Source organism: Pseudomonas sp. RIT411 (assembly GCF_003057735.2).
Taxonomy (GTDB): Bacteria; Pseudomonadota; Gammaproteobacteria; order Pseudomonadales; family Pseudomonadaceae; genus Chryseomonas; species Chryseomonas oryzihabitans.
Genome location: NZ_QBIZ02000010.1, coordinates 103,627 through 116,930 on the forward strand (window position 1 = coordinate 103,627; position 13,304 = coordinate 116,930).

7 protein-coding genes are annotated in these 13,304 nt (G+C 69.5%); 4 read left to right on the plus strand and 3 right to left on the minus strand.

Annotated elements, in window-relative coordinates; translation table 11 throughout:
* The first annotated feature begins 5 nt into the window (after positions 1–5).
* The 3 genes from DBY63_RS15425 to DBY63_RS15435 are packed head-to-tail and all read left to right on the plus strand — an operon-like array spanning position 6 to position 8,609.
* Entirely contained in the window at positions 6–7,118 is a 7,113-nt protein-coding gene (locus tag DBY63_RS15425) for an Hpt domain-containing protein (RefSeq protein WP_108582378.1), read from the plus strand.
* Positions 7,111–8,130: a chemotaxis protein CheB gene (locus DBY63_RS15430; RefSeq protein ID WP_027602937.1), complete on the plus strand. Its 1,020-nt coding sequence runs from the start codon at positions 7,111–7,113 to the stop codon at positions 8,128–8,130. The genes DBY63_RS15425 and DBY63_RS15430 overlap by 8 nt, the downstream gene beginning before the upstream one ends.
* Positions 8,131–8,141: 11 nt before the next feature.
* Positions 8,142–8,609, plus strand: coding sequence for a chemotaxis protein CheW (locus tag DBY63_RS15435; protein WP_007161686.1), 468 nt, complete (start codon positions 8,142–8,144; stop codon positions 8,607–8,609).
* Here DBY63_RS15435 and DBY63_RS15440 read toward each other — a convergent pair.
* The 3 genes from DBY63_RS15440 to DBY63_RS15450 all read right to left on the minus strand — a co-directional run bounded on the left by DBY63_RS15440 (position 8,606) and on the right by DBY63_RS15450 (position 11,474).
* Positions 8,606–9,265, minus strand: coding sequence for an HAD-IA family hydrolase (locus DBY63_RS15440; RefSeq protein ID WP_027602939.1), 660 nt, complete (start codon positions 9,263–9,265; stop codon positions 8,606–8,608). The genes DBY63_RS15435 and DBY63_RS15440 overlap by 4 nt on opposite strands.
* Positions 9,266–9,331: 66 nt before the next feature.
* A complete protein-coding gene (locus DBY63_RS15445; protein ID WP_108582380.1) occupies positions 9,332–10,060 on the minus strand; it encodes a 16S rRNA (uracil(1498)-N(3))-methyltransferase in 729 nt (242 codons plus the stop codon).
* 13 nt (positions 10,061–10,073) lie between these two features.
* Entirely contained in the window at positions 10,074–11,474 is a 1,401-nt protein-coding gene (locus DBY63_RS15450; RefSeq protein WP_108582381.1) for an adenosylmethionine--8-amino-7-oxononanoate transaminase, read from the minus strand.
* Between the two features lie 174 nt (positions 11,475–11,648).
* Here DBY63_RS15450 and DBY63_RS15455 point away from each other — a divergent pair, with 174 nt between their 5' ends.
* Complete coding sequence (locus tag DBY63_RS15455; RefSeq protein WP_108582382.1) at positions 11,649–13,226, plus strand: flavin monoamine oxidase family protein; 1,578 nt, start codon at positions 11,649–11,651, stop codon at positions 13,224–13,226.
* The last annotated feature ends 78 nt before the right edge of the window (positions 13,227–13,304 follow it).

Below are 13,304 nucleotides of genomic sequence, written 5' to 3' on the forward strand. Positions count from 1 at the left end.
CCGAGATGATCGATCGACACGACTACGTAGCCCTCGAGTGGGTCAAGGGAGAGATCGCCGAAACCTTGCAGCAGGCCCGCAAGGCGCTCGAGGCGTTCGTCGACAACCCGCACGACCGTAGCCGCCTGGGTTTCTGCCGGACCTATGTGCACCAGGTCTACGGCACGCTGCAGATGGTGGAGTTCTATGGCGCCGCGCTGCTCGCCGAAGAGATGGAGCTGCTGCTGCAGGCCCTTCACGAAGAGCGGGTGAACAGCTCGGACGAGGCGCTGGAAGTCCTGATGCAGGCCATCCTGCAGGTGCCGCCCTATCTGGACCGGGTGCTCGAGGCCCGCCGCGATCTGCCCCTGGCCATCCTGCCGCTGCTCAACGACCTGCGCTCGGCGCGCGGGGAAAAGCTGCTCTCGGAAACCAGCCTGTTCTCGCCGGATCTGTCCGCCACGCCGCTGTCGCTGAGCGATGCCGAACTGGCAGACCGCGCGGCGCCGGACTGGCTGCCACGCCTGCGCAAGCTGCGCCAGGCGCTGCAGGGCGCCCAGGTCGGACTGTTCCGCGACCGCGACGTCCAGTTGCACCTGGATTATCTGCTGCGGGTCTTCGAGCGGCTGGATCAGCTCTGCGCCGGCTCGCCCTTTGGCGCACTCTGGCCGGTGGCGGCGGGTCTGACCGAGCTGTTGCAGGCCGGCGAGCTGGACAACAGCAGCTCGATCCGCGGTCTGCTCCGGCAACTGGATCGTGAACTCAAGCGCCTCATCAGCGATGGGGTGACCACCCTCAACCAGCCGGCGCCGGCCGATCTGCTGAAGAATCTGCTGTTCTACCTGGCCAAGGCGCCGGTGCAGAGTCCGCGCATCGCCGCGCTCAAGGCGCACTATCGTCTCGACGAGGCCCTGCCGGATGCCGAGCTGGTGGGCTTCGAGCGTTCGCGCATCGTCGGCCCGGATCGCGAAGCCATGCGCTCGGTGGTGACCGCGCTGTGCGAAGAGCTGGTACAGATCAAGGACAGCCTGGACCTTTTCGTGCGCAGCGATCGCCAGCAGCCTGCCAGCCTGCGCGGCCTCCTGGCGCCGCTCAAGCAGATCGCCGATACCCTGGCGGTGCTGGGCTTCGGGCAGCCGCGCAAGGTGGTGCTGGAACAGCACGAAGCCGTGGCCGAACTGGCCGAGGGCGTGCGCGAGGCCAGCGACGCCGCCCTGATGGATATCGCCGGGGCACTGCTCTATGTCGAAGCCACCCTGGCCGGCATGGTCAGTGGCAACGAGGTCGGCGATGCCGAGGAGAGCCGGCTGCCCACCACCGACATCGATCAGCTGCATCGGGTGGTGGTCCGCGAGGCGCGCAACGGCCTGGAGCAATCCAAGGACGCCATCATCGAGTTCATCGCCTCCCAGTGGAATCATGTCCACCTGGAGTCGGTGCCCCTGCTGCTGACCCAGGTCCGTGGCGGCCTGGCGATGATTCCGCTGGAACGGGCCGCGGCCCAGGTCCAGGCGGCCAACGACTACATCTGCCAGCAGCTGCTGGGCAAGCAGGCCGTGCCCGACTGGCAGAGTCTGGACACCCTGGCCGACGCCATCACCAGCGTCGAGTACTACCTGGAGCGCCTGGCGGAAGACCCGTCCACGCCCCACGACATGATTCTCGACATCGCCGACGAAAGCCTCATCGCCCTCGGCTATCCGCCCAGGGCGGTCGGCGAAGGCGAGGCGGTCGCGCCCCTGGCCTCCGGCGAGGTCGAGCCGCCGGCTCAGGAGCTGCCCGAAGAATTGCCATCGCCGGCGGAGCCGGTGGCTGAAGAGGCGCTGGAACCTACCGCCCTGCCGGTCGAGGAGCCTGCGGACGCCGACGAAGAATTCCTGGTCGAATTCGAGCCTGCCGCAGCGCAGGAATCTCCGACCTCCGCGCCCCAGGCGGACGAGCAGGACGCGGCCGCGGTGACCGATGAAGCGCCGCAGGCCGAGGCCGAGCCGGAGGGTGCAGAGCCCGAGGAGTTGCTGGCCGGCATCGAGCTGGACAGCCTGCCGCCGCCGACCCCCGATGCCGAGGCGATCGCCGAGGTGCTGGCGACGCCGGTCAACCCCATCAATCCTCCGGCGGCGCAGGTGCCGCAGGCACTGCTGCCGCCCGCGGCCGATGCCGAGCCGGTCGAGGAGGAGCTGCGCGAGGTCTTTATCGAAGAGGCCGGCGAGGTCCAGGCCGAACTGGAGCGCTGGCTGCCGACCTGGCAGGCCGAGCCCGAGCAGCGCACCGCGCTGAGTGAATTGCGGCGCAACTTCCACACCCTCAAGGGCAGTGGCCGCATGGTCCAGGCGCTGGTCATCGGCGAACTGGCCTGGGCGCTGGAGAATCTGTTCAATCGCCGGCTGGATCACAGCGTCGCGCACAGCGCTGCCGTGCAGACGGTGGTCGAGCAGACCTGCGCGCTGCTGCCGGAGCTGGTCGCGGAATACGCCGAGGATCGTCAACGGCAACGTGACGACGTCGACTGGCTGGCCCACGCGGCCCACGCGCTGGCCCGCAACGAAGCCCTGCCCGAGCGAGCGCCGGCCGGTAGCGCGGCCCCGTCCGCGGCAGCTGCGTTGCCCGTGGCAGAACTCGTCGAATCCGCGATTCCTGCACCTGCCGCCGCCGAGGCCGATACCCAGCTGCTGGATATCTTCCGCACCGAAGCCCAGGCGCACTTGGAAACCGTGCGCCGTTTCCTCGAGTCGGCCGACGCCGGCAGTGCCCAGCCGGTCTCCGACAATCTCCTGCGCGCCCTGCACACCCTCAAGGGCAGTGCCCATATGGCGGGCAGTTCGCCGATGGCCGAACTGGCGTCGGCGCTGGAGCGGCTGGCCAAGGAATACAAGCTCGCCCATGTCGCCTTCGCCGAACCCGAGTGCGGCTTGCTCGCCCAGGGCGCCGAGTTGCTGGAGCAGCGACTGGCCGAACTCGACGAAGGGTCGCTGGCGACCCCGCTGGCGGGTGCGGCGGAAGTTATCGCGCGCTGCGAAGGGCTGCTGGAGGAGCTGAATCCCCAGCTGCCGATCCCCGCGGCGCCGCTGCCAGAGCAGCGTGACGTCCTGCGCCTGACCGATTTCCTGATGCCGGCCATGGATCTGCTGCTGGAAGCCGACGAGCGCCTGCATGCCTGGCGCACCGATGGTGATCTGGCTGCCTGCCCGGATCTGCTGGCCGAACGCCTGAACACCTTTGCCGACGGGGCCGCCCGGGTCGGGTTGGCCGATGTCGAGCAACTGGCCGAAGCCCTGCAGGTGGTCTATGCCGCCGCGGCGAGCGGTTCGCTGCCCGCCGATGCGGCCTTCTTCCGCGAGGCGGAAGAGGCCCAGGAAGCCCTGATCAGCATGCTCAATCAGCTGGCCGGTGGCATGCGGGCGACGCCCAGCGAGGAACGTATCCAGGGCCTGCGTGGCCTGCTGGCCGGCATTCTCGCCGGGTTGCCCATGGCGGACACCAGCCTGCTGGCCGAGCCCGAACCCGAAGAGCTCTTCGATCCGGCAACGGCCACGCCGGTGGCACCTGAGCTGGCGCTGGACGTCGAACTACCCGCCGAAGCCGAAGCCGAAGCCGAAGCCGAAGCCGAAGCCGAAGCCGAAGCCGAGCCTGACCTCGAGCTGCCGGAAGAGCCGCAAGAGCCGCAAGAGCCGCAAGAGCCGCAGCCGCTGGTAGCGGACAGCGAGCCGGTGGCGGTCGAGCCCGAGGCTGCCGAGCCCGTCGATCCGGAAATGCAGCTGATCTTCCTTGAAGAGGCCCAGGATCTGCTGGACAGCGCCGACCGGGCGCTGAAACGCTGGCTGGTGGAGCCGCAGCAGCGCTTCCACCTCGGCACCCTGCAGCGCGATCTGCATACCCTCAAGGGCGGCGCCCACCTCGCCGGGGTGGCGCCGGTCGCGCACCTGGCCACGGAGCTGGACGCCATCTACGAAGGCCTGCTCGACGGCCGTCTCGCCGGCGGTGCCGAACTGGCCCAGCCCCTGCGCGATGCCCATGGCTGCCTGGCGGCGCAACTCGAAGAGCTGGCGGCGGGGGAGCCGGTCAGCGAGCATGCCGACCAGGTCGAGCGCCTGCAGCGGATTCGTAGCGGTCATCTCGATGACCTGCCGGCGCTGGACGACAGCGGATCGGCCCCGGGCGAGCCCGCGCTCGGCGAATCGCTCGCGGACCATCCGGCGGACGCCGAGTCCGCGCTCCTGGAGCCGGTGCCCATGGCGGCCGCGCCGGCGGCGGCGGAAGGTCCCGACGCCGAGTTGCTGGCCATCTACATCGAAGAGAGTCGCGACCTGCTCGACAGCATGGCGACCTCGCTGCGCGCCTGGGAAGCCGAGCCGCACAACAGTCTCGAACTGGAATCCCTGCTGCGCGACCTGCACACCCTCAAGGGCGGTGCGCGGCTGGCCGAGGTGGATGCCATCGGCGATCTCGCCCATGCCCTGGAGGCCTTCTACGAAGGACTGGCGCGCGGACGGATCAAGCCCGGCGCGGACCTGGGCGACCTGCTGCAGCGCTGCCATGACCGCCTGCACGAGCAACTCGAAGCCCTGGCCCGGGGCGAGACCCCGGTCCCGGCCGCCGATCTCATCGCGGCCTTGCGCGACTACCGCGGCGAGCCACTGGCGACCGGCGTGACCGCCGCGGCCGTGGTGGCGGCACCGGTCTTCGATGCCGACACCGATGCGGAAATCCTCGAGATCTTCATCGAGGAAGCCCAGGACCTGCTGGTCAGCATGGACGAGGCCCTGGCGGACTGGTCGGCCGCGCCAGATGTGGCGGTGGACGAATTGCTGCGCTGCCTGCATACCCTCAAGGGTGGCGCGCGCCTGGCCGGTCTGCACGGCCTGGGCGAGCAGGCCCATGAACTGGAACAGCAACTGGCGGAATTGCGCTCGCTCGCCGTGGGGCTGAGCGAGGGCGACCGTGAACGGGTACGCGCCCTGGCGACCCAGGGCGTCGACGGGCTGCAACTGGCGGTCGCCCAGCTGTCGCTGCCGGCCGCCGCCCAGGCGAATGCGGCGGCCGAGCCGGTCGAGACGCCCGAGGCCGAACCGGACGTCGTGCGCGAGGCTGAGCAGCCACCGGTCGCGGACGTCGCCGAGGAGGAAGCGCCTGCCGACCCTGACGTCGAGCCCGCCGTCGAGGGCCTGCCTGTTGCCCTGCCTGAGCAAGACAGCGCGGCGGCCCCCGTCATGGTCGCGGCCGAGACACCCGCGGCCCCAGTGGCGCCACTGCCCTTCGTGCAACGCCTGCAGCAGGTCCGCCAGCAGGCGGCGCAGCGGCGTTCGTCCCAGGAGCTGGTGCGGGTACCGGCCGCGCTGCTGGAGCAGCTGGTCAACCTGGCCGGCGAGACCTCGATCTTCCGCGGTCGCGTCGAACAGCAGGTCAGCGACATCGGCACCACCCTAGGCGAGATGGAAGCCACCATCGAGCGGGTGCGCGATCAGCTGCGCCGGCTGGATACCGAGACCCAGGCGCAGATCATCAGTCGTCACCACGAAGACGTGGATCGCGCCGGCTACGAGGATTTCGACCCCCTGGAGCTGGATCGCTATTCCCAGCTGCAGCAGCTGTCCCGCGCCCTGTTCGAGTCGGCGTCCGACCTCCTGGATCTGAAGAACACCCTGGGCCAGCGCAATCGCGATGCCGAGACCCTGCTGCTGCAACAGGCGCGGGTCAACACCGAGCTGCAGGAAAGCCTCATGCAGACGCGCATGGTGCCTTTCGAGCGCATGGTGCCGCGACTGCACCGGGTGGTACGCCAGGTCAGCGCCGAACTGGACAAGCCGATCGAGCTCAGGGTAGGCAACGCCGAAGGCGAGCTGGACCGCACGGTGCTCGAGCGGATCATTCCGCCGCTGGAGCACATGCTGCGCAACGCCATCGACCACGGCGTCGAGGACGCCGCCGGACGCCAGCGCGCCGGCAAGCCGGCCGAAGGCGTGATCAGCCTGGATCTGCGCCGCGAAGGTGGCGACATCATTCTGACCCTGGCCGACGACGGCCGTGGCATCGACCTGGCCGCGGTACGCCGCAAGGCCATCGAGCGCGGCCTGATGGCGGAAGACGCGCAGCTCGCCGATGAGGAGCTGCTGCAATTCATCCTCGAATCGGGCTTCTCCACCGCGCCGACCGTCACCCAGATCTCCGGGCGGGGCGTGGGCATGGACGTGGTGCACCAGGAGGTGAAGCAGCTCGGCGGCAACATGGACATCCACAGCGTGGCGGGCGAGGGGACGCGCTTCACCATTCGCCTGCCGTTCACCGTGTCGGTGAACCGCGCGCTCATGGTGCATGCCGGCGACGACCTCTATGCCGTGCCGCTCAACACCATCGAAGGCATCGTGCGGGTGACCGCGGCCGATCTCGAACGCTATTACCGTCCGGGGGCGGGCACCTTCGAATACGGCGGCCAGCACTATGACCTGCGCTATTTGGGGCACCTGCTTGGCAACGGCCAGCAGCCCAAGCTGAGCGGCCAGAGTCTGCCGCTGCCGGTAGTGCTGGTGCGCGCCGCCGAATACGCGGTGGCGGTGCAGGTGGATGCGGTGGCCGGCTCGCGGGAGATCGTGGTGAAGAGCCTGGGTCCGCAATTCGCCGGGGTGCCGGGTCTGTCTGGTGCCACCCTGCTGGGGGACGGGCGCGTGGTGGTGATTCTCGACCTGCTGGCGATGATCCGCAGTCAGCGCGCCAGTGGCGAAGAGCTGGCGCGGCTGGCGCAGGGTCCGGCCACTGTGGCCGAGGTCACCCGACCGGCGCTGGTCATGGTGGTCGACGATTCGGTCACGGTGCGCAAGGTCACCAGCCGCCTGCTGGAACGCCACGGCATGGAGGTCTTCACCGCCAAGGACGGGGTGGACGCCATCGCCCAGTTGCAGGAGCGGCAGCCGGACATCCTGCTGCTGGACATCGAGATGCCGCGCATGGACGGCTTCGAGGTGGCGACCCTGGTCCGCCACGATGCGCGCCTCAAGGACCTGCCGATCGTGATGATCACCTCCCGTACCGGGGAAAAACACCGCGAGCGGGCGCTGAGCCTGGGCGTGAACGAATACCTGGGCAAGCCCTACCAGGAGAGCGAACTCCTGGCCCACATCCATCGGTTGGTCAGGGAACATGACTGAGATGCACACCGCCCGCGTCGCCATCCTGGCCGACAGTCCGCTGCAGCGTCACGTACTGCAGCAGGTGCTGGCCGACAATGGCTATCACGTCGTCCTCAACAGCGATCCGGAGCGCTTCGACGAAGCGGCCTGGCCCACAGTCGCGACCGACCTGTGGCTGATCGACCTGAGCCAGACCGAGGAATCACCGCTGGTGGACGCGCTGCTGGAGGGGGCCGAGGTGCCCATCCTGTTCGGCGAAGGCCAGGCGCCGGAGCGCTTCACCGACCCCTTCACCCAGTGGGAGAAGCGCCTGATCGGCAAGCTCAAGCGGCTGATCGGCGATCCGGTGGCGGCGGTCGGTCCGGCCCTGGAGACCCTGTTGCAGGACCAGCCGCGACCGCCGCGCCTGACCCTGCCGGAACCCCTGGCCAACCTGCCGCTGCCCGCCGGCGATCCGGCTCCCGAGGTCTGGTTGCTGGCGGCCTCCCTGGGCGGTCCGGCGGCGGTGAAGGCCTTTCTCGACGCCTTGCCGGGCGGTCTGCCGGTCGGTTTCCTCTATGCGCAGCACATCGGTGACGGCTTTGCCGCCAACCTGCTGCGCGCGGTCGGCCGGCACAGTCAGTGGCACATCCAGGGCGTGCGCCCGGGTGAGCCGGTGCGCTGTGGCGAGGTGGTGGTGGTGCCGACCCAGCAGGAACTGACCTTCCGGGCCAACGGCGCCCTGGACATCGTCGAGCGCGCCTGGCCCGAGCCCCATACGCCGTCGATCAGCCAGATGATGCTCAACCTGGCGCAGCACTTCGGCGCCCGCTGCGGGGTCATCGTGTTCAGCGGCATGGGCAACGACGGCACCGCCTCGGCGCCCTATGTGCGGCGGCGCGGTGGCACGCTCTGGACCCAGTCGGCGAGCACCTGCATCGCCCCGAGCATGCCGGAAAGCCTGCGCGAATCGGGTCTCGCGACCCTTACCGCCGATCCCCGCGGCCTGGCCGAAGCCCTGGTGGCGCGCCTGGCCGAGCAGCAAAGCTGAAGGAATCTCCCATGTCGACCGCCGCGCCCGCCGAACACCTGACCGGTCTGCTGCTGACCCTGGCCGATCGCACCCTGCTGCTGCCCAACGCGGCGGTGGCCGAGCTGGTGCCCTGTCGCGAGATCCGGCCACTGCCGGTGCAGCCCGACTGGTGCCTGGGCCAGGTGGCCTGGCGCGACCTGCGTCTGCCGCTGATCAGTTTCGAGGCGCTGTCCAGTGGCAGCGCCGCGCAATTCGATGGCGATCGCCATGCGCGGGTGGCCATCCTCAACGCCCTGGGCGGGCGTGAGCGGGTGCGCTTCCTGGCCCTGCTGATCCGCAGCATTCCGCGCTCGTTGCGCATCACCCCCGAGCTGGTCGCCGCCGAGGTACCCCTGGCCGCCCTGGAACTGGGCGCCGTGGCCTACGAAGGCGGCACGGCGCGCATTCCCGATCTGATCGGGGTGGAAGAGCGCCTCGCCGCCGCCGGCGTCTTCTAGTCCTTGCGGATCAGGCGCAGGGCGCCGTCTTCATCACGGCTGATGCCGACGCCGCGGTAGTCGGCCAGGGTCGGCAGCCCCAGGTCCAGCGGCTGGCGATGGGTCGCGGTGATGGCCACCGCATCGGCGCCGGCGGCCTTGGCCGCGGCAAAGCCGGCGTGGGCATCCTCGAACACCAGGCAGTCGCCGATCGCCACCCCCAGCTTGCGCGCACCCGCCAGGAAGCAGTCCGGCGCGGGCTTGCCCTGGGTGACGTCTTCGGCGCAGATCATCACCGGCGGCAGGGCCATGCCGGCCGCGGCGAGCCGCACTTCGGCCAGCCGGCGCGAAGCCGAGGTGACCAGCGCCCAGCTGCCGGCCGGCAGGCTGGCGAGAAAGGCCGCGGCGCCGGGGATTTCCTGGATATCGGCGACATCGGCGATCTCCAGTTCGGTGATGGCGCGGGTCTCGGCGTCGATGTCCGCGCCCGCCGGGGCGAAGCGCTTGACCGTCTCCACCGCCCGCACCCCGTGCATCACGGCGAGGACGTCCGCCGGATCGAGGCCATGGCCGAGAGCCCAGGTGCTCCAGGCGCGTTCGGCGGAGGCCACGCTGGTGAGCAGGGTGCCGTCCATGTCGAACAGGAAGGCGGCGTAGGGGCGAGAGGGCAGGGTCATCCGGGGCTCCAAAACTATCCGTGGGGAAAGGGACGGACCGCCGCGGGGCAGCGGTCCGGGGGCAGGTCAGGGGGTCTGGAAATCACCCCAGAGTTGCTGGGCCACGCTCAGGGCCACCACCGGCGCGGTCTCGGTGCGCAGCACCCGCGGCCCCAGGCGGGCCGGCTGGAAACCGGCGGCGCGGGCGGCCGTGACTTCGGTCTCGCTCAGGCCGCCTTCCGGCCCGATCAGCAGGGCCAGGCGAGTGGGGCGGGCATGGCTTTCCAGGGGCTCGGCCACCGGGTGCAGGACCAGCTTGAGATCGGCGTCCAGCCCGGCCTGCCAGTCGGCCAGCAACTGCGGTGGATGGATCAGCGGCACCGTGGAGCGACCGCACTGTTCGCAGGCGCTGATGGCGACCTGGCGCCAGTGCTGCAGGCGCTTGTCGGCGCGTTCCTCCTTGAGGCGCACCTCACAGCGTTCGCTGACCAGTGGGGTGATCTCGGCCACCCCCAGCTCGGTGGCCTTCTGGATCGCCCAGTCCATGCGCTCGCCGCGGGACAGGCCCTGGCCGAGGTGGATCCGCAATGGCGAATCGGGTTGGCCGGGCAGTTCCTCGGTGAGCTCGACGCTGAGGGTCTTCTTGCCCACCTCGGCGACCTGGCCGAGGTATTCGCGGCCGCTGCCGTCGAACAGTTGCACGGCATCCCCCGGCGCCAGGCGCAGCACGCGGCCCAGGTAGTGGGCCTGGGCCTCGGGCAGGTCGAGACGGCCGAGGGCCAGGGGCAGGTCGAGGTGGCAGCGGGTGAGACGCATGGCGGACTCCAGATCAGCCGGGATCGCGGTGGTTGGGGTGCAGGTCGCTCAGGGCGACGCTGACCGAGGTGCGGGTGGCGAGGTCGATGCCTTCGCTCGCCACCTCGGCGAGGAAGTCGATCTGCTCGGGGGTGATCACATAGGGCGGCAGGAAGTAGACCACGTTGCCCAGCGGCCGCAACAGGGCACCGCGAGAGAGGGCGTGCTGGTAGACGGCCAGGCCGCGGCGCTCCTGCCAGGGGTAGGGCGTGCGGCGGGCCTTGTCGGCGGTCATCTCGATGGCCAGGGCCATGCCAGTCTGGCGCACCTCGCCGACCTGGGGATGCTCGGCCAGGTGCGCGGTGGCCTCGGCCATGCGCCGGGCCAGGGGCTTGTTGGCTTCGATGACGTCGTCCTGGGCGAAGATGTCCAGGGTCGCCAGGGCGGCGGCGCAGGCCAGCGGATTGCCGGTGTAGCTGTGGGAATGCAGGAAGGCGCGCAGGGTGTGGTAGTCGTCGTAGAAGGCCTGGTAGACCGCATCGGTGGTCAGGCAGGCGGCCAGCGGCAGGTAGCCGCCGGTCAGGGCCTTGGACAGGCAGAGGAAATCCGGACGGATACCGGCCTGTTCGCAGGCGAACATCGTCCCGGTGCGACCGAAGCCCACGGCGATCTCGTCATGGATCAGGTGCACGCCATAGCGATCGCAGGCCTCGCGCAGGAGGCGCAGATAGACCGGGTGGTACATGCGCATGCCGGTGGCGCCCTGGATCAGCGGCTCGACGATGACCGCGGCGACGCTGGCGTGGTGCTCGGCCAGGGTGCGCTCCATGTGCACGAACATCTGCCGCGAATGCTCTTCCCAGTCCATGCCTTCGGGGCGCAGGTAGCAATCGGGGCTCGGCACCTTGAGGGTGTCCAGCAACAGGCCCTGGTAGGTCTCGGTGAACAGCGCCACGTCGCCCACCGACATGGCCGCCACCGTCTCGCCATGGTAGCTGTTGGTCAGGGTGACGAAGCGGCGCTTGTCCGGCTGGCCCACGTTGCGCCAGTAGTGGTAGCTCATCTTCAGGGCCACCTCGATGCACGAGGAGCCGTTGTCGGCATAGAACACCCGGTCGAGACCGGCCGGGGTCAGGGCGACCAGGCGCTCGGACAGCTCGATCACCGGCTGGTGACTGAAGCCGGCGAGGATGACGTGCTCCAGCTGGTCGACCTGGGCCTTGATGCGGTCGTTGATGCGCGGATTGGCGTGGCCGAAAGCATTGACCCACCAGGAACTGACGGCGTCCAGGTAGCGCTTGCCGTCGAAGTCTTCCAGCCAGACGCCCTCGCCGCGGCGGATCGGGATCACCGGCAGCTGCTCGTGATCCTTCATCTGGGTGCAGGGGTGCCAGAGCACCTCCAGGTCACGGCGCATCCAGTCGTGATTGGTCATTGGCGGTCTCCTGGCGACGGGCCCGGCGATAAAAAGGGGGCGCAAGCCTAAGCCAGGGCGCGCGACGGGAGCAAGGCGCGGGCCGATTGCCGGTCGTGGCGCCGTCTGGTTGCCCCGGGGCCGCTGGCGTATGCTGCGCCACCGCCGTTTCCCGGTCCCAGGAGTCTAGAAAAGATGTCGTCGCGTTGGACAGGTTTTACCGTCTGCTTGGCAGCCGGCGTATTCGCTACCAGCCTGAGCGCAGGCGCTGCCGAGAAGGCCCATAAAGAGTCGCACAAGGCGCCGGAAAAGGCTGCCGCGGCGCCCGTCGCGCCCAGTGGTCCCTCGGTGATCGTGGTCGGTGCCGGCATGGCCGGTCTGGCCTCGGCCTATGAACTGCAGCAGGCCGGCTGGAACGTGACCCTGCTGGAAGCCGGCGCGCGCGTCGGCGGTCGCTCCGGTCTCGCCTCCAGCGAATGGATCGGCGACACCAAGGCCCAGCCGGTGCTCAACCACTACCTGGACACCTTCAAACTCAAGACCGTGGACGCGCCGTCCTTCGTGCGCACCCCGGGCTATCTGATCGACGGCCAGTACTATTCCCAGGACGACCTGGTGCAGAAGATGCCGGCCGTGGCCGATGCCCTGAAGCGCGTCGACAAGTCCCTGGACGACCTGGCCGCCGCCATCAGCGATCCGCTGCAGCCGACCGCCACCCCGACCCTGCACGCCCTCGACCAGATCAACGCCGCCACCTGGCTGGACAAGCAGAATCTGCCGCCGGTGGCCCGCCAGCTGATCAACCAGCGCATCCGCGTGCGCTATGACGAGCCCTCGCGGCTGTCGCTGCTCTATCTGGCCCAGCAGACCCGCGTCTATCGCGGCGTCGAGGACAAGGACCTGCGCGCCTCGCGCCTGCCCGGCGGCAGCGACGTCCTGGCCCAGGCCTTCGTCAAGCAGATCAAGACGATCAAGACCGACAGCAAGGTGTCGAGCATCGTCCAGGATCCGAGCGGCGTGACGGTCAAGGCCGGCGCCAATGGCTACAAGGCCGACTACGTGGTGATGGCGGTGCCGCTGCGCGCCCTTGGTCAGGTGCAGATGACCCCGGCGCTGGACGCCACCCAGCAGGCCGCCATCAAGGGCACCACCTATGGCTGGCGCGACCAGATCCTGCTCAAGTTCAAGACCCCGGTGTGGGACAGCAAGTCGCGCATGAGCGGCGAGATCTACAGCGACCAGGGTCTGGGCATGCTGTGGGTGGAACCGGACGTCAAGGGCGGCGCCAATGTGCTGGTCAACCTGGCCGGCGACAGCGCGCGCCTGGTGCAGGCCTTCGGCGACAAGCAGATGGTCGATCAGGTGCTGATCCGCTTCCACGCCCTCTATCCCAAGGCGCGCGGTGCCTTCTCCGGCTACGAAGTCCGTCGCTACAGCCGCGATCCGGGCGTGGGCGGTGCCTACCTGGCCTATGGTCCGGGCCAGATCACCCGCTACTGGCGGCTGTGGGAAAAGCCCACCGGCCGGGTGATCTTTGCTGGCGAGCACACCGATCCGCTGCATCCGGGCACCCTGGAAGGGGCCCTGGCCAGCGGTCAGCGCGCCGCCGGCCAGGTCCGCGACCTCAAGGCCGGCAAGGCCGTGGTGCCGGTCGTCGCCAGCGCCAAGGCCCCGGCTCAGCCGGCTGCCGCGCCCAAGCCCGCCGACGCCGCGCCGGCCAAGGACAGTGGCGAGCACGGCTTCTTCTGGAAGCTGTTCCACTGGTCGTTCTGATCCAGACCCGCGCCGGGAGGCTGCCCCTGCGGAGCCTCCCGGCCGCAGCGGACGGGGCCTCCATGCGCCGTCCGATCC